Genomic DNA, 21,442 nt, shown 5'->3' on the forward strand with positions numbered 1-21,442 from the left:
ATTTATATCGGCACTCTTTTGATATAATTGAGCCCAAAAAGGAGATTTTTATGAAAGCACCTGAGTTTTGCCTGCCTAATCAAGACGGCGTTGAAATTTGCCTTAGAGATTTAAAAGGAAAATGGATTGTTTTATATTTTTATCCCAAAGACAATACTCCCGGATGTACCACTGAAGCTAAAGAATTCAGCGAACTGCTTGATGAGTTCGAAAAACTCGGAGCGATTGTTATAGGAGTGAGTCCCGACAGTCCTAAAAGACATTGTAATTTTATAGAAAAACACGGACTTAAAATAACTCTTCTTAGCGACGAAAACAAAGATGTTTTAAAAGCTTACGGAGCATGGGGCAAAAAGAAAATGTACGGAAAAGAGTACGAAGGAGTAATTCGCTCGACATTTATTATAAACCCTGAAGGTGAAATCGTAAAAGAGTACAAAAAAGTAAAAGCCAAAGGTCACGCGGCAAAAGTATTGGAGGATTTAAAAGAGCTAATCTCTTAACCTCCGAGATATTTTTTCTTAATCTCTTCACTTTGAAGAAGAGCTTTTGCATCGTCTTCTAAGACGATACTTCCGTTTTCCATTACATATCCTCTATTGGCAATTCTTAGAGCGGCACCCGCATTTTGCTCTACTAAAAGAATAGTCACGTCTTTTTCTTTGTTTAGATTCACAAGAATTTGAAAAACATCTTTTACGATTTTAGGTGCAAGCCCCAAAGACGGCTCGTCAAGCACAAGCATTTTAGGCTCACTCATAAGAGCCCTTGCAATAGCCAACATCTGCTGCTCACCACCACTCAAACTTCCTCCGTAGTTATCTTTTTTGTCTTTGAGTCTTGGAAAGAGTTCATACATTTCATCTCTTAATCTCTCATAGTTTTCATCATTAAGATACGCCCCGATTCTTAAGTTTTCCTCAACGGTTAAGTTAATAAAAATTTTCCTTCCCTCGGGTACTAAAGCAAGACCTCTTTTTACTATCAAATGAGTAGGAATTTTCGAGATATCGGCTTCTACGAACTCTACATATCCTTCTTTTTTTACGACATTAAAAATAGCGTTCAAAGTAGATGTTTTTCCGGCACCGTTCGCACCGATAATAGTTACGATTTCTCCTGCTTTTACTTCAAAATCAATCCCTCTTACAGCCTCGATTACTCCATATTTTACTTTTAAATCCTTAACCCTCAACATCGATATCTCCTAAATAAGCTTTTATTACCGTTTCATCTTTCATCATATCGGCCGGTTTACCTTCAAAAATAGTTTTTCCGTAATCAAGTACCATTACTCTATCAGCGATTTTTTGAACGAATTTCATATCATGTTCGATAAAAAGAATTGTTTTTTCCATTTCGCTTCTTAATTTAAAAACCGTATCCGCAAGCTCGTCAGTTTCTTTGGGGTTCATCCCCGCAGCCGGCTCGTCAAGAAGTAACAAATCTGGCTCCGTAGCAAGAGCTCTTGCAATTTCCACTTTTCTTTGATTACCGTAGCTTAAAGCTTTTGCGTTATAATCCGCATATTGCTCTATCCCTAAAAATTTCAAAATTTCCATAGCTTTTTCTTTATGGATTTTTTCTTGTTTAAAAAATCTCGGAAGTCTGAAAAGTGATTCGAAAAAATTATATTCGATATGATTATGAAAACCGATAAGTACGTTTTCAAGTACTGTTAAAGAGCTGAAAAGTCTTATGTTTTGAAACGTTCTTGCTATTCCTTTTTCAACGATTTTTACAGGTGAAAGACCTGTAATATCTTCATCCTTAAAATAAACTTTTCCGCTTGTAGGCTCTAAAACACCCGTAATAATATTAAAAAGAGTGGTTTTTCCGGCTCCGTTAGGCCCTACAAGAGCGAAAATCTCCAGAGGTTTCACTTCAAAACTAACATCTTTAATCGCAACAACCCCACCAAACTGCTTAGTAACCTTATCAACTTTTAACATTATTTACTCCTTAAATATGCTTCTCCGCTTTTTCTCGCCCATTTTATAAAAAGTCTTTTCGTATCCACCCAACCCAAATCAGCGCCGTTTTCGATAAAGTCTTTTAACATTTTAGCGCAAACATAGGCATTTGAAAAGCCTCTACCTCCCATTCCGTTTATAATATAAAGACCTTCGATATAAAATATCTCTTTTGGCATATCACCCTTTATGATATGCTTGTCGTTTAGTAGAGTTTTATCAACGTCTATTACCTGCCCTACAACCGGAAAATAATCCGTACTTGCGGCTCTAAAACCACCTTTAATGTCTTTTATTTGATACTCTTTTATATCAATTATCTCTCTTGCTTTTTTAATAAGTTCTATAGCTTCTTGCTCGTTTTCTTTACACTCAAGACAATTTCTTTTATGAGTCGCTCCTATTTTCATAACCCCGTTACATCCAACCGAGCAGTTTTTGTGATAATAGATATCGCATTTACTTTTATCCCAAATACCCTCTATCTCTATTCTCTCGCCCCAAATCGGTCTTATTTGAATATATGGTATATCAACAATACTCTCATATCCACTTGCAAGAATGACGTTTTTTGCTTTTATTTCATCGTTTATTACCCAATATTCCTCTTTTTTAAGAGTTTTAACTTCCAATTTTTCAAAAGGAAAATCGAGTTTTTCTTTAACTTCCTCAGGGTCTATTACGCTCCCTATCTCAAAAAAGAATCCCTCTCCTCTTTTTTTAAAGGGGAGTTTTATCTCTTTTTCATATTTTTTAAATTTTTCTATATCTCTTTCATCTCTTGGGAGTATTAAAACGCCTTTTGTGTGAGTATCGACTCCTATTCTTTTATAAAACTCAATAGAACTTACAATCCCTTCGTTTATAAATCTCGTATATGCCGTATCGTATCCTACTTTAGGAAACAAAAAAGCTCCCGCAGCGCCGCTGGCAGCCTCAAGCTTTCCTTTTTTATCAACAACCAAAACGTTCTTATCCCTTAGAAAATAGCCTGCCAAACTACCGGCAATACCGGCACCTATTATTACATAATCAAAAACTTTCATTAAACGCAATTTCATATTTATTTTTATCAATATTACCGAGCTGTCTTAATAAAAAATCTTTAAAATCCTTGTCGTTTATTTTTACTTCTACATATAACATTTTATCTTTTTTTGAATACCAACTGCTACCTTGAATCGCATTGACTATTACATAACTTTTCACGGCATCCAAAATCTGCTTCACACGTTTTTCGTCATTTATATCAAGTTTGTTTAAAAGAATTTTCGTTTTGTTTTGAAGTTTATTTATAAGCTGAGCAACGCCGTTTGAAAAAGCCTCTTCTTGCTTCAATCTTGAAACTTTATCGGTAAAAACTTTACCAACAGCTAAAAACGAAGATTGATAACATACCCAAAAAGGTGCAGGAAGTTGATGAATATAACATTTTGTGAAGTTTTTTACTTTAGTAGTCGTATTCGAAACGCTACATCCCAAAAATGCAAGAGGTAATAACAAAAGGTATTTGCGCATAAGTGTACCTTTTTTACAAAATTATAACATCAATTAATATAAATTAAACGAATTTGAAAAGATTTTTTTTGAAAAATAAGAGGAAAAAAGATAAAAAATTATCTTTTTGAGAATTGTGGAGATTTTCTCGCTTTTTTCTTTCCGTATTTTTTTCTTTCTACTCTTCTTGCGTCTCTTGTTAGAAGTCCCGCAGGTTTTAGAATACTTCTGAATTCAGGTGCGTATTCTACAAGAGCTTTAGAAATTCCGTGTTTAATTGCGTCCGCTTGAGCCGCAAAACCACCGCCTAATACTTTAACTTCGATATCGAAGTTTCCTTCTTGTTTAGTAAGCATTAAAGGCCATCTAACTCTTAATTTTAGAGCCTCTCTACCACCAAGAAATTCATCAAGAGGTTTTCCGTTTACAGTAATGCTACCGCTACCGTTTTTAAGCCAAACTTTCGCTACCGCTTCTTTTCTTTTTCCAGTTGCGTAAATTCTTCCGTGCATTTTCATTAGTTACCCTTTACTTGAGCTGTATGTGGATGATTTTCACCTGCATAAACTTTTAATTTTTTAAGCATTTTTCTTCCAAGTTTTGTTTTTGGAAGCATACCTCTTGTCGCAAGTTTGAAAAGTTTTTCAGGATTTGTTTTAAGAAGTTTTTCTACAGTTTCTTCTTTTACGTGTCCGAAATAACCTGTGTGTTTATAGTATTTGTCAGATAATTTTTTAGATGTTGAAAATCTAACTTTATCAGCATTAATAACTACAACATAATCACCACAATCAACATGCGGAGTATAGTAAGGTTTGTGTTTACCTCTAAGAATAGTTGCGATTTCAGTTATTAATCTACCGAAAGTTTTATCTTTTGCATCTATTAAAATCCAATCTCTTTTAACTTCTTCAGGTTTTATTGATTTAGTAAATTTCATTATCACACCTTTTGTGAATTTTTTAGGTATGGAATTGTATGTTAGAAACCTTAAAAGAAACTTAAATTAAGGAAAGTTTAAGGTTAGACTATGTTCGCAAACTTCAAAATAAGCTCGATTTCACCGGCGGGAATTCGGAGTTCTCGGCTTATTTCTTCAACTTTGTATCCCGATTTGTACATATTGATAATTTTTTCTTCTTCGTGTCTGCTTATATTGGTGTATTCGGGAATTTTATTTTTTTTGAGTTCGTTTGAGAGTTCGGCTATCTCTTCTTTTAGACTTTCGTACATATCTTTGTTGGTCTCTTCAATAGTTTTTATATCGTCCACTATCGTTTCGATAATTTTTTCAATCTCTTCAAGAGTATTTAGAGTGTCGTTTCTTTTTAGCTCTTTTTTTATCAAATAGACCTCTTTATTAAGCTCTTCTACGGTAAGCTCGAAAGCCGCAAATTTTCTTTCTATCATTTTTTCGACTTTCAATACGTAAAAAAACAAAAAAAACATAAAAAAGCTAACACCCCGAACATTATATAAACAATCATATCACCCATTTTTCTTCATCTCCCTGATAATCGCTCTTTCTCTTGCCGTAATATAGGCATTGTAATCTTTTTCGTCTTTTTCGTGCATAAAAAGAATTTTTCCTATATCGTTATCATACCCTTCGAAAATGACAGGAACCTTTCTTTCGGGAAAAACCGGCAAATCAAAACGCCCGTAATATTTTTTGCCTTTTTCAAGCATAGGCTCTTTTATTTTGAAATATTCAAATCCCAAACCTTCTGTTTCCGTTTTGTATTTTAAAGGCAAAAGCTCTTTTTTTTCGTTTTTAACAAGAGCCGTCAGTTCGTCCACTTTTCTATGTAATGCAATCAAAAGCTCAAGCAATACCGGGTCGGTATCTCTCGTTTCGCCTCTTGCTTTTGCAAGTTTGATATATTGGCCTATCGGGTCTTCGCTCTCACTTCCCAATTTATCGTATTCTTCTTTGAATTTTTCGTTATATTCGTCAAACTCAAGGGTAATATATGCCGGTACGAATCTCATTTTCAAATCCTATCAAGTATTATTAAAACCAAAAAGATAATCCCCAAAAAACCGTTTACGTCAAAAAAGGCTTTAGGGATATTTTTAAAATCTTTTTTTACGAGTTTGTGCTCGTAATAAAGCATTACCGCCCCGACGACCACCGCAAGCCACGCAAAAAATCCGAGATTTGCGTATGCAACAAACAGCGCCCAAAAAATTACGGCAAAAACATGAAACATCTCGGATATAAAAAGCGCTCCTTTTTCACCGGTTAATGCCGGGATAGAATGAAGTCCCTCTTTTTTATCGAATTCCATATCTTGAAGAGAATACAATATATCAAACCCGGCCACCCAAAACATAACGCCAAGAGCCAAAAATACACTCCAGCAAGGAATCGTACCCGTAACGGCAATAGCCCCTGCAATCGGCGCAAGGCCAAGTGCCACTCCGAGTACCAAATGAGCGTACTCGCTAAATCTTTTAAAATAACTATACCCCCCAAGAACCGCTAAAATAGGAATCGAAAGTTTAAAAGCCAAATCGTTAATCATATAAGCCACACCTATAAAAATCAAAGCGTTCGCCGCTATAAAAATAAGCATTTCGCTTTCATTAACTTCACCCGTAACCGAAGGTCTGTCTGCGGTGCGCGGGTTTTTGGCGTCTATATCTCTATCTAAATATCTATTTACCGCCATAGCGAAATTTCTGGCACTTACCGCCGCTAAAATCCCCAAAACGAATAATTTCCAACCGAACCACCCGTTTGCGGCGACAACCATTGCTATCAATATAAAAGGAATACTGAATATCGTATGAGAAAACTTCACAAGTTCCATATATTTTTTAATCATACGCCGCCTTTAATACTCTATTAATTTTGTATAATTGTAACAAAAAAGGCGTATATGTTTGCAATAATAGGTCCTACGGCAAGCGGCAAAAGCGATTTGGCTATCAAACTTGCTAAAAAATTGGGATATGAGATACTTTCACTCGATAGTTTAAGCATTTATAAAGAAGTGGATATCGCTTCTGCAAAACCCTCAAAAGAAGAACTAAAAGAAGTCAAACATTACGGAATAAACGAAATATATCCCGATGAAAAATTCGACGTTTCCAAATTTATAGAGATATATAAAAAAATCCCTCACAAAAATATAATTATAGTAGGCGGGACCGGATTTTATTTAAAAGCTATGATTGACGGAATATCAAAAATGCCTCAAATCACTGAAGAAATTAGAAAAAAAGCAAAAAGAGGAGATTACGAACTTCTAAAAAAAATAGACCCGCTTTTCGCTTCTAAGATTTCACCGAGCGATACTTATAGAATTCAAAAAGGACTCGAAATATATTTTGCAACCGATATGCCGCCGAGCGAATATTTCAAAAAAAATCCTCCTCTTCCGGTATTACCGGATATTAAAATATTCGAAATAGCAGTCGATAGAGAAACTCTTAGAAAAAGAATAGAAAAAAGAACGGGGAAAATGTTTGATTCGGGGCTTATTGACGAAGTCGCATATCTTGAAGCGAAATACAAAGACAGAAGACTTCCCGCTTTAAAAGCTATAGGAGTAAAAGAAGTGCTCGATTATTTTAACGGCGTATATGACAAACAACAACTAAAACAAAAAATAATCACGAATACCGCAAGACTCGCAAAAAGACAACAAACTTTTAATAAAACCCAATTCCCTCAAAAAATCTCAGCGCCTCTTGAAAAATTGGAGGATATAATCTTAAAAGAGATTTAAAGCGTCCTTACATAATCCTTTCCAAAGTTTGGAATCTTTTACGTTTAGACATTTTTGTAAATAATCTTTTTTCCCCGTTAGGTTCGCAAGCATAAAATATGCCCTCGCCAAATCTTCACCTTTAACTTTCGGTATCAGTTTTTCAAGGACTTTTATAGCTTCATTTTTATTTTTCGTATATTTTGCAAAAACAAAATCTACAAAAGGCGAATAAGGATAGGCATTGAATCTGTTTTGTAAATCTATTATTTTTTTAGCGTATGTAGCGGCTAAGAGATAATCTTTGTTTTGCATAGCCCAATTAACGATTTTTATATAAGCGTCGGCATTTTGAATAGTTTGGTATTTTTCAAGTTTTTGTGCGGTTTTTAGAGCTTGTTTATATTTTCCTAAATTCCAAAGAGCAAAAAACTTATACATCAGATATTTATGACAATTTCTCTCAATCTGACACAAATCATCAACAGCAGTCACTACGTTTTTATAATCCCTCATACACCAAAGAGCCTCGATTTTTCTTTTCATCCACTTCACAAACACTTCATCACTCGGATTATCCAAGTATTTATTGCATATTGCCGATGCCAATTTACAATCTTTCACTTTCATAGCGCAGCTATAAACTTTTTCATCTTCTTTTAAATTAAGTTTATATTTTTTAATAAGCTCTATTGCTTTTTGGCAATATCCTTTTTCTAAAAGCTCTTTTGCATATTCCGAAGCTACCTTTTTAATAAAAGTATCTTTTTGCGGGAATAGTTTTTTCGGAATATTTTTAATCTCTTTTTGAAGTTTTAAAATTTCGTCGTATTTTTTTAATTTATAAAGAATTTTAATTTTTTCGACCAAAGCTTTTTTAGCAATATCTGTATTTTTGTATTCGTTTAACACTTTATCTATATATTGAAGTTTTTTAGTAAGATTTTGTTCCGGTACTTCAAAAAGAACTTTATCTCTTAAAGCCTTGATATTATCGCTATAATCTCCGTATGGAAACTCTTTTAAGTATTTATTGATAAATTTTAAAGATTTTTGATAATCACCAGCTTCATAACTCCAAAGCGCTAAATTATAAAGCAAAGGCTCATACAAATCATCCAATTTTTTGAGTCTTTTTAACAAATCTTCACCGATATTTATCGCTAAATTATAAACCTTTTCACTTGCAAGTCTTTTTGCGAGTTCGTAAGCTTTTCTTTTGTCTTTTAACAAAAACTCTTTATTGGCTTTATAAATTTTTTCATAATATTCAATCGCTTTTTTTACTTGTCCTTTATCCATATATCTTTGTGCAAGCCTTAATGCCGCAAGAGAAGCTACGTTTATATCTTTTGTAGAATAAAGGGCTTTTTCATATAGTTTGAAAGCTTTTTTTTCATCTCCCATAGTATAGAGTTGGTCTGCGAGATATATCATGGCTTTATAGGCGTATTTGGTATTCGGATACTCCGTAATAATTCTATTAAAAAAATAACTCGCATCACTAATAAGTCCCATTTTCGAATAATTTTCGCCTATCAAAAGCAAAACTTCAGGAAGTTTAGGAGAGTATGCAAATTTTTTAATCCACTCTTTTCCGAGCTGTACGACATCTTCGGATTGATTTTCTCTATCTAAAATTTTAAGTTTTAAATACAAAACGTCGGATAAAAATATGGAATTCGGATATTCTTTTACAAACTGGTCTATCTCGTCAAGAACGTCGCGCCCTTTTTTGTAGGCTTTTAAAATCTCGAAATATTTTGCTATATCCATTGCGTTTTCGCCTCTTATCGGGCGCAAATTTTCATCAATAGCGCCTATATAAGGATAAACGGCGTGTTTATAATAAAAATCAAGACCTTTATTTGTATTTTCCAAATACTGCTCGTTTGCAACAATAACCCATTTTTTAGCTTTTTTTAATCTAAAAGGAGTAATTAGAGGTTTTTTATAAAGATTATCTTTAAACGCAAAAACTTTAAAGTTGTCCGATTTTATTTTGATCGTAATAGTAAATTTTTTTGAAAATTTAGGAATCACTTGAAAAAATCTGCTCTCTTCTTTAAAAACGGGAGTTTTCGGAGTTTTGTCAAAAACACAAATAAAAGTCTTTTCTTTCAAAGAACATTTAAAAGGAAATTTATTGTAAATAGTAAGTACTTCGTAAGGTTTCTTTGCATTTCCGTAATCGATGTTTAGTTGTAATGCAAAAAGAAATACGGGGAAAAAGAGAAAAAATCTCAACTCTAACCTTTTTGCTAATTATATCAAAAGGTTAGAATGCAACCGTTGCGTTAATGATATTTCCTGCAACGATACCGAAATATACCGTTCCCGCAAGTAAAATCAATTGCCCGATTAAACTTCCAGGCGTCATTGTAATTGTTGTAGTTGATTTTGTATCGTCAAAATAGATATGTTTAATAATCCATACATAGTATCCTACCGCAAGAGCCGAATTTAATAATGCGATTAAAACAATAACCCATAATCCGGCATCAACCCCGGCATAAAACGCCACTGCTTTACTTAAAAATCCTGCAAGTAACGGAATACCTGCAAGTGAGAACAATTGAATAGTAAAGAATAGCGAATGTAAAGGCGCCACTTTGTATAAACCTTTGATATCTTGAAGATATTTCACTCCAAGCTCTCTTCTTAAATCGTTTAGAATCAAAAATACGCTTGTTTGCATGAAAATATACGCTACTGCATAATATAAAACCCCTGCATATGAATATGCACTTGCTGCCGCCGCAAACGGAATTAACGCATAACCGCTGTGCGCGATTGATGAAAATGCCAAGATTTTAGAAATTCTCTTTTGCCATAGAGCCATAAAGTTTGCAAGTGTCATTGTAACTATCGCAAAGAAACTGAAAATAAGTACTGTAGCTACAGGATATGCGATAAGAAATTTATAAAACGCTTTGAACGTAGCAACTAAAACTACGGATTTAATAACCCCACTCAAAATCGCAGCTGCTGCGTGGTTTACTTGTGCGTAAGCATCAGCAGCCCATCCGTGCATAGGAACAACAGTGAGTTTATAAAAGATACCCGCAAGCATAATAGCTACGGCAATTAAAGTAAATTTACCGCTAACGTTCATTTCCGCATAGTTGAAACTATCAGTCGTAAAACTAAATAGTGCAAACCCGAGTAAAATAATACCGCTTGCAACCGCACCGGCGATAAATGCTTTAATAGCACCTTCCGCGTTGAAGAAGTTTCTGATATTCGCAACTAAAATATAAGAAATAATTGCAATAACTTCAAATAACACGATATACATAAAGAAGTTATCCGTTTCCAAAAACGCCAAAGAGGCACCCGCTAAGAAAAGCATTTGAGAAATCAAAGGTCTCTCAAACCCTGTAAGCGCTAATGAAACCGCAGCTAACGTCGCAAGTAATACGTACTCCATAAGCTGAGTTGCAGTATCAGTCGTAAAATACGGGAATATAGCATGTAAGCTGTTGCCCGCATAAATAAAATACGCCGCTAAAATAAACGCTACTACCGCTATCATTTTAGCGATAAAAATGTTGTTTCTGTAAAACAGAGGTACCAATAATCCCGCTGCTATTAATATTATAAAACTCATCACATCCCTCCAAAGAAGCTAAATGCTTGATTTGCTAAATCGAAAATTGGTTGAGGATTGATACCAAAGTAAACAATCAAAAACGCGTAAATCGCTAATGCGAATTTTTCAGGAAAACTCATAGTAAAGTTTGCTTTTTCCACAATCGGACTCATAGGACCGTGAATTGCACGTCTTACAGACCAGATAATGTAACCCGCACTGATTAGACCTGCAAGTGCGATAATAGCAATCCACCAACCGAATGACTTAACAGCCGAGATGATAATTGTAAGCTCACCTACAAATCCCATCGTTCCAGGTAGCCCTAACGCCGCCATACCTGCTAAGATGAATATCGCAGCAGCATAAGGCGCTTTTTTCATAATTCCGCCCATCTCATCCATATACCACGTATGAGTTTTGTGGTGGAACCACCCTGCAAGTAAGAACAGTGGTGAAATTACAAGTGCGTGTCCGATCATTTCGTATAATGCCGCACTTAAACCATCGTATGTCATAGTAGCTACAGCTACAACAACAAGCCCCATATGCGAAATTGAAGAGTATGCAACCATTTTTTTGATGTGTCTTTCATAAATAGCAAGCATACCCGCAAATAACGTCGTCGCAAGACCGAGTACCAACATCCACATCGAAAATTGAATCGTAGTTGCCGGCATTAACTCTACCGTAAATCTGATAAGCCCGTAAGCACCCATTTTCAAAAGTACACCCGCAAGCAATACCGAAATGCTGCTTGGTGCTTGAACGTGCGCATCAGGTAGCCATGTATGGAATGGAAATAGTGGCAATTTAGCCGCAAAACCGATAAACATCAACCACCAAATTAAAGCAGGAGTTGCAATCGCCGCTTCTTTTATCAACGTAAAATCCCAATATCCAGTTTGTTTAAAGAGTAAGAAAAACCCGACAAACATAAACATCGCAAAAACGTGCGTATAGATAAAGAACTTAATAGCCGCATAAATTCTTTCTTCCGCACCCCAAATACCGATTAAGAAAAGCATAGGTACAAGAGTTAATTCCCAGAAAATAAAAAACCATAAAACGTTTGTCGTCATAAATACACCGAAAATCGGTCCGCTAAATAGTATCAGCAAACTAAAATAAGCCGCTTGATTTTTTTCTTCCCAAGACGTAAACACTACCAATATAAGTAATGCCGCCGTTAATAAAAGCATAGCGACACTTAACGCATCTATTTGCAAAGTAAGTTCAAACCCGAACGCAGGAACGCTTAAAAAGTTCCCAAGAAACAAAAACCCGCCGTCAGCCGGTAATTGATGATACCAATTGAATGCAATAAAGAAAAGTATAATAAACCAACCAAGCGCAATATACTTAGCCAAATGCTGTGCCCCACGTGTTAAAAAATACACAAGGGCCGAGAAAAATATCGGTGCAAAAATAATATCTACCGCTACCATTTACAGCCCCTTTACAATTATTAAGATAGCAATTACGATAATTGCAACACCAAGGACGAATTGCCCCATATACGTTCCGATTTTACCGCTGTGCCCTGTTTTAAACGCTTTATAAATACCATATGAAGCAGGCACGGTTGCATTAACAAGCCAGTCGATAACATACGTATCAAACCATCTTGCCGCTTTTGCAATGGCATTAACGATAATGTTTTTAGAAATCCAAGTAATCATAGCTTCAACATAATATCCGTTAAATAGTACTTGATGAATTGTTTGTACGAAATGATGTGATGCGATTTTGTATAGTAGGTTCAATCCTTTTACATACAGACCTACAACGATTAAGAAAATCACTAACATTCCTGTTAACATAAACGCAGTAAGTCCCGCTACATGCGGCTCTACTACTTCTTTTCCTACGATATAGTGAATAATATCGCTTTGCCAAATAGCGATGAATAACGTAACAAAAGCTAAGATACCAAGCGGTAATCTAATCCATAAGTTGCTCGGTTTGTGTACGCTTCCAGCAATCTCTTCGTTTCTCGGCTCACCCAAGAAGATAAGAATCCATAGTCTCGTAATATAACCGATTGATAGCAATGCCGCAATCGTTACGAATGTTTTTGTAAATCCGTTACCCCATTCCCAAGCACTTGCAACTACAAGCTCTTTTGAGAAGAAACCACTAAACGGAGGTACACCCGCAAGGCTCAGTGAACCCATAGCCATAAAGAGTGCTACAAGAGGAGCAGTTTTGATAAGACCTCCGAGTTTCCATGCGTCTTTTGTATGGTGTGCGATGTAAATAACAGCACCAGCACTTAAGAATAATAACGCTTTAAAGATTGCGTGGTTTACAAGGTGTAGCATACCGGCAGCCAAGCTTCCAACACCAAGACCCACAAACGCAATCGATAAGTGTGACATTGTAGAATAAGCCAAGATTTTTTTGATCTCTTTTTGTACAAGTGCCGATGTAGCACCGATAAACGCCGAAAGCGCCGCAACGTTTGCAACAATGAAAAGAGCGTCAGTATATGCAAAGAAATCAAATAGTCTCGCTACGATATAAATACCCGAGTTAACCATTGTCGCACCGTGGATTAACGCAGATACCGTAGTAGGACCTTCCATCGCGTTCATTAACCAAGGATACAATGGAAACTGACCTGATTTACCGATAGCACCCATAAAGATAAATAGTGCCGCTACGAGAGCTACCGTTTTATTAAGCTCTCCTGATAGAGCCATTTCGTTTAGTTTTACTAAATCTACCGTTCCCGCAAAGAAGAATAGCAATGCAATAGCCGCTAAGATGAAAATATCACCGAATCTCGTATAAAGAAACGCTTGCATACCTGCATCAGCCGCTGAATTTTTGTAATACCAGAAACTAATCAATAGGTAACTTGCAAGCCCCATGAATTCCCAACCTACAAATGCACCGATTAAATCTTTTGTAATAACAAGAATAATCATACCGCCGATAAAGAATAGTACTTTTGCATAGTATCTCGGCTGATCTGGGTCTTCACCCATATAATCGTGCGCAAAGTGGATATCTAAAAATCCAAGACCTGTCGCTACTAAAAGCATTACAATAGATAAGTGGTCAATATAAATTCCGAACGGTACTTTTAAATCTCCGTATGCAATCCATGTATAATCGATATCGATTACCGTATGCGAATAATTAAAAAACAACACCAAACTTGCTAAAAATAGAATAGCTCCCGTTACTTCAGCTACCCAGAAACTAAGCTCTCTTTTAGCCTTACCTAAAACATACGCCAAAACCGCCCCTAAAAACGGCGCCGTTAGTAAAATCAATACTGCATTATTCATCGCTCACCGCCTTATCTAATTTGTCAGGAATTACCTCACCGGTAATTCTATTAGATAAAATGAAAATAAGTACACCTGCCGCCGCTTCAAGAGTTGCAATTACGATAATTACGTACGCAACGGCCAAACCTCTTGTAAATCCGAAATGATATGCCGCACTTGCAAGAAGTAAAATAACGGCGTTTAATAACATTTCGAGTGAAAAGAAGATTTTCAAAAAGTCACTCTTACTCGTAACCCCGTAAAGCCCCACTCCAAAAAGGATAATGGCAGCTATCGCGTCTATATAAAACCCTACCATTTTTATTCCTTTCCATGTTTTAGAGTGTGTAGCATTCTGATACTTCCGTAAAGAACGCTTGCCGCAACCACACCCATAAAGATTGCAATTTGAGCATAAAAATCAGTAAATATCTTCACTTGGTCTTTTAGAGGAATCGCTTTCCCTTCGTATGGAATATCCGGAATTAAAAACGGTACGATTAAAAGACCGATAATTACGATTGTTACAACACTAACAGCCCAAGGTCTGATTTCGTATTTAGGGAATTTAGAACCGATAACCGTAACCCCGAAAAGTGTTAATACAACGATACCACCCGTATATACGAAAATTTGGAAAAGTCCTAATAATTTTTCATCCATAAGAATGTAATAGATTCCTAATAAAAACATCATCAAAACGAATGACAATACCGCAGGTACGGTATTTTTTTGAGTAAGACTCATTATTGCCAAGATAATAGCAACAGCAAGAATCAATACGCTCATTTCTCCTCTCCTTTTTCAGCAGAAGCGTTTTTTTGCTCTGCACTCTCCTCTTTTTTAGCTTCAGTAGCTTCCGCTTTAGCTTTTTCTTCAGCCTTTTTCTTAGCTTCAGCCTCGGCTTTTTTCTTAGCCATCATCTCTTTTTTCTTTCTCGCTTTTTCTTCTTCTTCACGTTTTTTCTGCTCAATCCACTCTTCAGGTACGTCAACTCTTACCCAGAAGTTATCAAGGTCTTTATGAGTACCTCCGGTAATCATTTCAATATCACCGCCGCTAAGCTTAATAGCTTTTTCAGGTTTTGTAGGACAAACGTCCTCACACAAACCACAGAAAATACATATAGCCAAATTAACTTCCGGAATAATTTTAGGCTTTTTAATCGGAAGCGGCTTCATAACGATCGCATCAACAGGACAAATTTTATTACAAGCGTCACACCCGATACAAAGTTCGTATTTAATTTCGTGTCTTCCTCTAAAGATAGGAGACTTGTGAGCCGGTTCTTTTACGATATCTTTCGTTGCTATTCTCGGCTCCGTAAAAGCTTTCATAACTCTTACGATTTTTTCACTGATTTGAAATAACATCTTATGCTCCTAAAATGTAAAGTTTTGCAAAAATTACCCACACTAAGTTAAGTACCGCAAGCGGTGTTAACCAGCTCCAACAGAATTTAAGCATTTGATCAAGTCTAAGTCTCGGGTTAGAAGCCCTAATAGCAACCATTACAACCGCAAGAAGTGCGATTTTTAAGAATAACCACCAGAAACTATCAAAGAAAATTCCTCTGTATCCTCCGAAAAACAATGTAATTGCAGCAGCTGATACCACTAAAATTTCAGTAAATTCCGCGAATTTTAAAAGCGTATAGTTAGTACCTGCATATTCCGTATAAAACCCGTAAACGATTTCTTGTTCCGCATCAGGAATATGGAATGGAGGTTGTTCTAAAATACCGAGCATCGTAATAATGAAAATAATGGCTCCAGGTAAAAGAATTAGAGTCGTAAGCCAAGTATTGCTATACATAATCTCATATAGATTCATAGTACCAAAAAGCAAAGCAGGACTTAATGCCGCTAAGAAAAACGGCGCTTCCATAGAAAGCATTTGAGCCAAAATTCTCATACCACCTAAAAACGAATATTTATTGTTTGAACCGAATCCCGTTAAGAATAGCAAGAAAGGTTCAACTCCGATTAAAACTACAAGCCCTAAAACTCCGTATTGAGTATCCAAAATTCCATGTCCGTTATTAATTAAAGGCGTCCAAGGAATTAAAATTACAGGCAATGCCGCAACAAGCGGTGTAATAATCGGAATAATATTAAATAAATACGGGTCCGCACTTTTTGGCGTAATAGATTCTTTTGTCAAAAGCTTAAATACGTCATAAACCGTTTGCAAAGACCCTGCCGGTCCGTTATAGTGAGGTCCAACCCTTTTATGCAAATATGCAAGAACTTTTCTTGAAAAATAAAACACGAAAAACGTCCATGCAAGCAAGAAAACAAGTCCAGGGAAAACTAAAATGTAAAATAAAATTTCTCCAACGCTCATACCCTCTCCTTATCTATCCAGGTCACCCTGACAGATATGCATACTACCGTAAAGTAGAGGAATATCTGATAGGGTATGCCCTGGAAGTAATCTTTCAAGAATCATAGTGTGATTTACACTCGGTGCTTTTATTTTTAGTCTATAAGGCGTAGTTGCTTTCTCGCCGGTTACGAGATGCATTAACATCTCACCTCTTGCCCATTCAACTCTACTAACCGCTTCACCCGCAGGCAGTCTTTTTGGCATTTTAACCAAATGGTCTTTTTTAGGGTCCATTTCTCCGGCTTCAACACCTTCTTCTATTTTTTTCATCGCTTGTTGGATTAAATCAACAGCTTGATTGATTTCTTTATAAATAATATAAAGTCTATCTCTCGCATCACCGCTGTCGCATGTTACGTAATCCATTTCAAGTTCATCGTAAGCAGCGTAAGGTTCGTCGATTCTTACGTCTATTTTAGCTCCGCTTGCTCTTGCAATAGGTCCTGCTAAATAGAACTCTTCGACATCATCAAGAGTAAATACTCCCGTACCTTTAGCCCTTACGGTCATAAGAGGGTTTTTAAGGAAAATATCTTCAATATCAGGTTTTGTTTTTTCCCATTTTGCAATAGCTTTATTAATTTCCGCAAACCACGCTTTATAATCGTTTAGAGGATATCTAACACCTCCCGGTTCTATACACGCAGTCGCAATTCTCGCTCCGCTGTAATCTTCAAGAACGTCAAGGAAATATTCTCTAACATCCAAACACCACATTAAAAACGTTTGAAGTCCCATTGTTCCGAAAAATCCGCCAAGTGAAATTAAGTGAGACGCAATTCTTCCCGTTTCACCCAAAATAACTCTCATATATTTAGCAAAAGGTGTAATCTCTTTTCCGGCAATTTCTTCTACCGCTTGAGAATAACAAATCATCGGATTAGGATTATCCATAAAACAGATTCTCTCAACCGCTACGATAGTACCGATAAAATCTTTTCTTTCCGCTAAATTTTCAAGAGCACGCCAAACGTATCCAATATCAGGCTCCACTTTTTCAATATTTTCACCGTTAACGAAAACTTTTAGTCTGATAGGTCCGCTTGCAGGGTGTGTCGGTCCCCAGTGAAGTACCGTTCTACTTCCCTCATGTCCTAACGTTCTTTCGTGTTCTTCATATTCTTCATGAAACTCTTCGGTAATAGCATTTACGTTTTCAATTAAATGTTTTTCATGTTCTTTCCAATCGAAATCTTTTCTAAACGGAAACTTACCGTAATAATCTCTACTGATTAGGAAAAATCTTAAATCAGGATGACCTTTAAATTTAACACCGAAAGTCGAATATGCTTCAAGCTCGTGATAATTCGCACTCGGCATCAAAGGAGTAATCGAATCTATTTCGCACTTCTCAAGGTCTCTATCAACGTCCACTTTCAACCATACGTTTCTTTTATTTGTCAAATCTTCAAGAAAATAGTTAACTTCAATCCTATTTTCGTCGATAAAATCAGTAGGAGAAACGGTAGAACAAGTTTTTACTCCCGCTTCTTTCAGAGCTTTTACTACATCAAGTAAATCCTCTTTGTTTTTAAGTTTTGCTTTTACCCAACTCTTTTTATAATCCTCAACGTATTCCGTATCGAATTTATTAAGTATCTCTTTAATTCTCTCCATCGCCATCCCTTAAAATTTCATTTGTTTCCAAAGACCGCCTTGGCTTGAAGCACTCGGCTCACCTCTTTTGATTTTCTCTTTCAACTCTTCAAGCCCGGCAACAATCGCTTCAGGTTTTGGAGGACATCCCGCAACGAAAACGTCAGCCGGTAAAATTTCGGTCATATTTTTAATTACCGACGGAGAATCGTTATAAGGTCCGCCGTCATAAGCGCAAGCACCGATAGCCACAACATATCTCGGCTCAGGCATTTGCTCATACGTTCTTAAAAGTGCAGGTAAGATTTTTTTACTTACAAGCCCCGTAATAAAAATAATATCAGCTTGTCTCGGAGTCGGAGTCATGATATATCCGTATCTCTCCCAATCGTATCTCGGTCCCATAGCAGCAAGCATTTCAAGGGAACAACACCCGCTACAAAAATGCACTATCCATGGAGACTTACTTCTTGCATAATTAAAAAAATCAAGCACTTTTAGCATTTCTATACTCCTTCATACTAACTGTAATAGCCGCAAACAATAAAATCCCGAAAACCATAGCCCATTTTAAAGCTTCAGGATTGTCGGCAAATACGAACAAACTAAAAAATAATCCCGCCATATCGAATACGATAAAAGCGATTGCAAAAATGAAATAGCCGAAATTAGCCTTCATAGGCACTTCACTACTCGGCGGCAAACCACATTCGAAGTGATCGTTTTTAATCTCTCCGGGATTAAAAGGCGCAACTGCAATACCTAAAAAGTAAAGCAAAAGCACGCCCGCAAGTATTCCCGTACCATAAATGATAATGGTTTCCATTGCGTCTCCTTTTTCGTTGTATATTATCAAACTCTAAAGAGAGTTTTCATATTATTTTCATATTATAAGTAAAATTTATATTTAAGACAATTTTATTCTTATTTAAATGACATGAAAGTTACATATAGTAATAAATGATTATTCACTCAACTATACGAATCCTACCTCTTTTTCACTGTCAAAAGCACTTTTTTTCTCACTTTTTATCTCTTCTATAAAATCTTTAAGTTTAAAAATCGGTTTTTTCTTCATAGCTACTTTTAACGCGGTATTTTTAATAATAAGTTCTATTTGAGCCCCTGTCAAATCGTATTTCGCAAGCTCATTTACATCGAAATCTTCTTCGAAATCCGCATTTTTAGGAAGTTTTTTTTGCCAAAGTTTCACTCTTTCTTTAAACGTAGGCTTTTCAAATTTGATTTTATAATCGAACCTTCTTGAAAACGCGCTGTCAATAGTTTCCAAAAGATTCGTCGTGGCAATCAATACGCCTTCAAACTTTTCGAGTTGTTCTAAAAAGATATTTTGCATTTGATTATGCATTTTATCGGCACTGCTAAAAGCAGCAGTCGTTCTTGTCGATAAAAATTGGTCAGCTTCGTTTAACAATAAAACCGGCTTTGTTTTTAATTTTTCGCTAATTTCATAATATTCGTCAAACAATCTTCTTACGTTTTTTTCGCTCTCTCCTACATACATGGAAAGAATTTTGCTCGAATCAAGTGAAAGTACCGGTTTATTAAGCTCTTTTGCAATAGCGTGAGCGGTAAGAGTTTTTCCGGTACCCGGATGTCCGTAAAATATGATTTTAGCATCCAAATCGTTATTTTGTTTTATTCCCCATTTTTTAAGTAAATTAACTACTCTTTTATCGATTTGTTTAAGCACTCTTTTTACCATTTCCATTGTAGGTTTAGGCAATACTACGTCTTCAAGGGAATTTTTAGGCTCCACCAAATCGAAAATCGTATCTTTTACCAAATGTTCCAATTTATGTTTTCTTCTTGGGTGAATGAGTTCGTTTAAAATATCTTCGCTTATAAAATATATTTTCGTATATCCGCCAAACGCTCCGAAAAGCTCGTCATAATCGATAATACCTTCACTAACTAATTTCGAATTTTCATCAAGCAAACTTCTATTTTTTATCCTCTCAATCTCATCGGCACTTATTAAATCAAGCAGTCTGTTAAGCTCTCTTGCGTTTTCGCTGCCTCCTGTATACTCTTCTTTTAAAAGCGCTAAGAAAATTATTTCCTCTTTTTCGTTAAAATCGTTTTCTATCATAAAATTAAGTACCGGTAAATCTATTTGAGTTTTTTTAACTCTCTCTTTTATCGTACTTTCTATCAATTTAAGTTTGCTTTGAAGTCTTTTTATAGAAGCCGTTTCGTTTGAGAAGCTATTTTTTAAATTTGCAAGCTGTTCGTAAATGTCTATTCTTAAAAATTGATCGTGCAAATATTCCAAATGGTCTTTATAAGGAGTTTTTTGAGGAATAACAAGCTCCAAATCCCCGTTTTCAAGAAGTTTTAAAAACGCTACCGATAACGATACGTTTGCGTTAAAAAGTTCAAGAGCGCTAAGTTCAGGACTTTTTGCACCGAAAAAGCTTACTACAACCCACCCTTCTTCTATTAAATTTTTAATAGTTCCGATATGCTCGAAAGCTTCAAGTTTATCATCCGAATATATTTTTTGTAAAATATTTCTGACTTTTACGTCCTCTTGCCCTTCGATATACATTTCAAGCATATGTTTTAAAACTTCAACTTCTTCTTTTGAAATGTTTAATATTTTATAAACTTTGCTTTTTTTGGGATTTTTCAAAAATTCTTTAATATTTTCTACCAAAAAAACTCCTTTAACATTATATTTATTATAATTTTATCAAAAAGGGAGTAAAATGCAGTTTTTATACTATGAAAATCCCAAAAACAATATTATAATTACAGGAGAGAATCATAAATACCTATTCAGAGTCAGAAGAATAAAAAAAGATGAAACCGTAAAAATCCGAAATTTAAAAGACGATAATCTTTATATTTACAAAATCGACTCCATAAACAAAAAAGAAGCTCTGCTCTCTCTAATAAACACCGAATACTCTCCCAACAAACCGAAAAAATTTATGCATTTAGCCTGGTGTGTAATCGATCCGAAAAACATCGAAAAAACATTACCGGCTTTAAATGAAATGGGAGTAAGTAAAATAAGTTTCGTTTATTGTGATTTTTCCCAAAAAAACTTTAAATTAAAACTTGAGAGATTAACCAAAATTTTAATAAATTCTTCTCAACAATGCGGCAGAAGCGATATGATGGAAATCGAAATAATCGACTCAAGCGATAAATTTTTTGAAAAATATCCCGATTTTATTGCAATTGATTTTAACGGAGAAAAATTTCCTTGTGAAATTGAAACAAAAAATCCTTTTTTAATAGGTCCTGAGGGAGGTTTTTCTCAAAAAGAAAAAGAAAAGTTTAAAAAAATATTGAAATTTCAAGGGTTTATATTACGAAGTGAAACAGCGGCTTGTGCGCTAAGCGCTAAATATTTGCTATAAAAAATTA

Annotated in this window: 24 protein-coding genes; 3 read left to right on the forward strand and 21 right to left on the reverse strand. The window is 35.5% G+C overall.

Going from position 1 to position 21,442, the window contains the following annotated elements; translation table 11 throughout:
* Positions 1-50: 50 nt before the first annotated feature.
* Positions 51-503, forward strand: a complete 453-nt coding sequence (gene bcp, locus EDC58_RS06845; protein ID WP_123352775.1) for a thioredoxin-dependent thiol peroxidase — start codon at positions 51-53, stop codon at positions 501-503.
* On the opposite strand, the gene EDC58_RS06850 is transcribed toward bcp, so the two are convergent.
* The 9 genes from EDC58_RS06850 to mqnP all read right to left on the reverse strand — a co-directional run bounded on the left by EDC58_RS06850 (position 500) and on the right by mqnP (position 6,301).
* The gene (locus tag EDC58_RS06850; protein ID WP_123352776.1) at positions 500-1,198 is read right to left on the reverse strand and encodes an ABC transporter ATP-binding protein; all 699 of its coding nucleotides are present in this window, start codon (positions 1,196-1,198) and stop codon (positions 500-502) included. The genes bcp and EDC58_RS06850 overlap by 4 nt on opposite strands.
* Complete coding sequence (locus tag EDC58_RS06855; RefSeq protein ID WP_420836390.1) at positions 1,185-1,955, reverse strand: ABC transporter ATP-binding protein; 771 nt, start codon at positions 1,953-1,955, stop codon at positions 1,185-1,187. The genes EDC58_RS06850 and EDC58_RS06855 overlap by 14 nt, the downstream gene beginning before the upstream one ends.
* The gene (locus tag EDC58_RS06860; RefSeq protein WP_123352904.1) at positions 1,952-3,019 is read right to left on the reverse strand and encodes an NAD(P)/FAD-dependent oxidoreductase; all 1,068 of its coding nucleotides are present in this window, start codon (positions 3,017-3,019) and stop codon (positions 1,952-1,954) included. Before EDC58_RS06860 ends, EDC58_RS06855 begins: the two co-directional genes overlap by 4 nt.
* Positions 3,006-3,491 (reverse strand): hypothetical protein, encoded by a 486-nt coding sequence (locus EDC58_RS06865; RefSeq protein ID WP_123352778.1) that lies wholly within the window; start codon positions 3,489-3,491, stop codon positions 3,006-3,008. The genes EDC58_RS06860 and EDC58_RS06865 overlap by 14 nt, the downstream gene beginning before the upstream one ends.
* Positions 3,492-3,589: 98 nt before the next feature.
* Positions 3,590-3,982, reverse strand: coding sequence for a 30S ribosomal protein S9 (gene rpsI / locus EDC58_RS06870; RefSeq protein WP_123352905.1), 393 nt, complete (start codon positions 3,980-3,982; stop codon positions 3,590-3,592).
* Between the two features lie 5 nt (positions 3,983-3,987).
* Positions 3,988-4,410, reverse strand: coding sequence for a 50S ribosomal protein L13 (gene rplM / locus EDC58_RS06875; protein ID WP_123352779.1), 423 nt, complete (start codon positions 4,408-4,410; stop codon positions 3,988-3,990).
* Between the two features lie 83 nt (positions 4,411-4,493).
* Positions 4,494-4,880: a DUF6115 domain-containing protein gene (locus tag EDC58_RS06880; protein ID WP_235823193.1), complete on the reverse strand. Its 387-nt coding sequence runs from the start codon at positions 4,878-4,880 to the stop codon at positions 4,494-4,496.
* 78 nt (positions 4,881-4,958) lie between these two features.
* Positions 4,959-5,462, reverse strand: a complete 504-nt coding sequence (locus tag EDC58_RS06885; protein ID WP_123352781.1) for a hypothetical protein — start codon at positions 5,460-5,462, stop codon at positions 4,959-4,961.
* A gap of 2 nt (positions 5,463-5,464) precedes the next feature.
* Positions 5,465-6,301 carry a menaquinone biosynthesis prenyltransferase MqnP gene (mqnP, locus tag EDC58_RS06890; RefSeq protein ID WP_123352782.1) on the reverse strand — a complete coding sequence of 279 codons (837 nt, stop codon included), beginning with the start codon at positions 6,299-6,301 and terminating at the stop codon, positions 5,465-5,467.
* Between the two features lie 54 nt (positions 6,302-6,355).
* On the opposite strand from mqnP, the gene miaA reads away from it, so the two are divergent.
* Positions 6,356-7,207 (forward strand): tRNA (adenosine(37)-N6)-dimethylallyltransferase MiaA, encoded by an 852-nt coding sequence (gene miaA, locus EDC58_RS06895; protein WP_123352783.1) that lies wholly within the window; start codon positions 6,356-6,358, stop codon positions 7,205-7,207.
* On the opposite strand, the gene EDC58_RS06900 is transcribed toward miaA, so the two are convergent.
* From EDC58_RS06900 to EDC58_RS06955, 12 genes are all read right to left on the reverse strand, one after another.
* Complete coding sequence (locus tag EDC58_RS06900; RefSeq protein ID WP_123352784.1) at positions 7,193-9,433, reverse strand: tetratricopeptide repeat protein; 2,241 nt, start codon at positions 9,431-9,433, stop codon at positions 7,193-7,195. The genes miaA and EDC58_RS06900 overlap by 15 nt on opposite strands.
* A 31-nt stretch (positions 9,434-9,464) precedes the next feature.
* Positions 9,465-10,796, reverse strand: coding sequence for an NADH-quinone oxidoreductase subunit N (locus tag EDC58_RS06905; RefSeq protein WP_123352785.1), 1,332 nt, complete (start codon positions 10,794-10,796; stop codon positions 9,465-9,467).
* Complete coding sequence (locus tag EDC58_RS06910; protein ID WP_123352786.1) at positions 10,796-12,226, reverse strand: complex I subunit 4 family protein; 1,431 nt, start codon at positions 12,224-12,226, stop codon at positions 10,796-10,798. Before EDC58_RS06910 ends, EDC58_RS06905 begins: the two co-directional genes overlap by 1 nt.
* Positions 12,227-14,077 carry an NADH-quinone oxidoreductase subunit 5 family protein gene (locus EDC58_RS06915; protein WP_123352787.1) on the reverse strand — a complete coding sequence of 617 codons (1,851 nt, stop codon included), beginning with the start codon at positions 14,075-14,077 and terminating at the stop codon, positions 12,227-12,229.
* Positions 14,070-14,378 carry an NADH-quinone oxidoreductase subunit NuoK gene (locus EDC58_RS06920; RefSeq protein ID WP_123352788.1) on the reverse strand — a complete coding sequence of 103 codons (309 nt, stop codon included), beginning with the start codon at positions 14,376-14,378 and terminating at the stop codon, positions 14,070-14,072. The genes EDC58_RS06915 and EDC58_RS06920 overlap by 8 nt, the downstream gene beginning before the upstream one ends.
* Before the next feature lie 2 nt (positions 14,379-14,380).
* Positions 14,381-14,848, reverse strand: a complete 468-nt coding sequence (locus tag EDC58_RS06925; protein WP_123352789.1) for an NADH-quinone oxidoreductase subunit J family protein — start codon at positions 14,846-14,848, stop codon at positions 14,381-14,383.
* Positions 14,845-15,432, reverse strand: a complete 588-nt coding sequence (locus tag EDC58_RS06930; RefSeq protein WP_123352790.1) for a 4Fe-4S binding protein — start codon at positions 15,430-15,432, stop codon at positions 14,845-14,847. The genes EDC58_RS06925 and EDC58_RS06930 overlap by 4 nt, the downstream gene beginning before the upstream one ends.
* A gap of 1 nt (position 15,433) precedes the next feature.
* On the reverse strand, positions 15,434-16,405 hold the full coding sequence (locus EDC58_RS06935) for a complex I subunit 1/NuoH family protein (RefSeq protein WP_123352791.1): 972 nt from the start codon (positions 16,403-16,405) through the stop codon (positions 15,434-15,436).
* Positions 16,406-16,414: 9 nt separating this feature from the next.
* On the reverse strand, positions 16,415-18,064 hold the full coding sequence (locus EDC58_RS06940) for an NADH-quinone oxidoreductase subunit D-related protein (protein ID WP_123352792.1): 1,650 nt from the start codon (positions 18,062-18,064) through the stop codon (positions 16,415-16,417).
* A gap of 9 nt (positions 18,065-18,073) precedes the next feature.
* Positions 18,074-18,547: an NADH-quinone oxidoreductase subunit B gene (locus EDC58_RS06945; protein ID WP_123352793.1), complete on the reverse strand. Its 474-nt coding sequence runs from the start codon at positions 18,545-18,547 to the stop codon at positions 18,074-18,076.
* Positions 18,531-18,869: an NADH-quinone oxidoreductase subunit A gene (locus tag EDC58_RS06950; RefSeq protein ID WP_123352794.1), complete on the reverse strand. Its 339-nt coding sequence runs from the start codon at positions 18,867-18,869 to the stop codon at positions 18,531-18,533. The genes EDC58_RS06945 and EDC58_RS06950 overlap by 17 nt, the downstream gene beginning before the upstream one ends.
* A gap of 150 nt (positions 18,870-19,019) precedes the next feature.
* Positions 19,020-20,723 carry an ATP-binding protein gene (locus tag EDC58_RS06955; protein ID WP_123352795.1) on the reverse strand — a complete coding sequence of 568 codons (1,704 nt, stop codon included), beginning with the start codon at positions 20,721-20,723 and terminating at the stop codon, positions 19,020-19,022.
* Positions 20,724-20,775: 52 nt separating this feature from the next.
* On the opposite strand from EDC58_RS06955, the gene EDC58_RS06960 reads away from it, so the two are divergent.
* Positions 20,776-21,435 (forward strand): 16S rRNA (uracil(1498)-N(3))-methyltransferase, encoded by a 660-nt coding sequence (locus EDC58_RS06960; protein WP_123352796.1) that lies wholly within the window; start codon positions 20,776-20,778, stop codon positions 21,433-21,435.
* Positions 21,436-21,442: the final 7 nt, after the last annotated feature.

The organism is Caminibacter pacificus, from assembly GCF_003752135.1.
Classification (GTDB): Bacteria; Campylobacterota; Campylobacteria; order Campylobacterales; family Nautiliaceae; genus Caminibacter; species Caminibacter pacificus.

Coding starts and splice junctions, on each gene's coding strand:
- bcp (WP_123352775.1), top strand. CDS start 51: ATGAAAGCACCTGAGTTTTGCCTGCCTAATCAAGACGGCGTTGAAATT.
- EDC58_RS06850 (WP_123352776.1), bottom strand. CDS start 1,198: ATGTTGAGGGTTAAGGATTTAAAAGTAAAATATGGAGTAATCGAGGCT.
- EDC58_RS06860 (WP_123352904.1), bottom strand. CDS start 3,019: ATGAAAGTTTTTGATTATGTAATAATAGGTGCCGGTATTGCCGGTAGT.
- EDC58_RS06865 (WP_123352778.1), bottom strand. CDS start 3,491: ATGCGCAAATACCTTTTGTTATTACCTCTTGCATTTTTGGGATGTAGC.
- rpsI (WP_123352905.1), bottom strand. CDS start 3,982: ATGCACGGAAGAATTTACGCAACTGGAAAAAGAAAAGAAGCGGTAGCG.
- rplM (WP_123352779.1), bottom strand. CDS start 4,410: ATGAAATTTACTAAATCAATAAAACCTGAAGAAGTTAAAAGAGATTGG.
- EDC58_RS06880 (WP_235823193.1), bottom strand. CDS start 4,880: ATGATAGAAAGAAAATTTGCGGCTTTCGAGCTTACCGTAGAAGAGCTT.
- EDC58_RS06885 (WP_123352781.1), bottom strand. CDS start 5,462: ATGAGATTCGTACCGGCATATATTACCCTTGAGTTTGACGAATATAAC.
- mqnP (WP_123352782.1), bottom strand. CDS start 6,301: ATGATTAAAAAATATATGGAACTTGTGAAGTTTTCTCATACGATATTC.
- miaA (WP_123352783.1), top strand. CDS start 6,356: ATGTTTGCAATAATAGGTCCTACGGCAAGCGGCAAAAGCGATTTGGCT.
- EDC58_RS06905 (WP_123352785.1), bottom strand. CDS start 10,796: ATGAGTTTTATAATATTAATAGCAGCGGGATTATTGGTACCTCTGTTT.
- EDC58_RS06910 (WP_123352786.1), bottom strand. CDS start 12,226: ATGGTAGCGGTAGATATTATTTTTGCACCGATATTTTTCTCGGCCCTT.
- EDC58_RS06915 (WP_123352787.1), bottom strand. CDS start 14,077: ATGAATAATGCAGTATTGATTTTACTAACGGCGCCGTTTTTAGGGGCG.
- EDC58_RS06920 (WP_123352788.1), bottom strand. CDS start 14,378: ATGGTAGGGTTTTATATAGACGCGATAGCTGCCATTATCCTTTTTGGA.
- EDC58_RS06925 (WP_123352789.1), bottom strand. CDS start 14,848: ATGAGCGTATTGATTCTTGCTGTTGCTATTATCTTGGCAATAATGAGT.
- EDC58_RS06930 (WP_123352790.1), bottom strand. CDS start 15,432: ATGTTATTTCAAATCAGTGAAAAAATCGTAAGAGTTATGAAAGCTTTT.
- EDC58_RS06935 (WP_123352791.1), bottom strand. CDS start 16,405: ATGAGCGTTGGAGAAATTTTATTTTACATTTTAGTTTTCCCTGGACTT.
- EDC58_RS06940 (WP_123352792.1), bottom strand. CDS start 18,064: ATGGAGAGAATTAAAGAGATACTTAATAAATTCGATACGGAATACGTT.
- EDC58_RS06945 (WP_123352793.1), bottom strand. CDS start 18,547: ATGCTAAAAGTGCTTGATTTTTTTAATTATGCAAGAAGTAAGTCTCCA.
- EDC58_RS06950 (WP_123352794.1), bottom strand. CDS start 18,869: ATGGAAACCATTATCATTTATGGTACGGGAATACTTGCGGGCGTGCTT.
- EDC58_RS06960 (WP_123352796.1), top strand. CDS start 20,776: ATGCAGTTTTTATACTATGAAAATCCCAAAAACAATATTATAATTACA.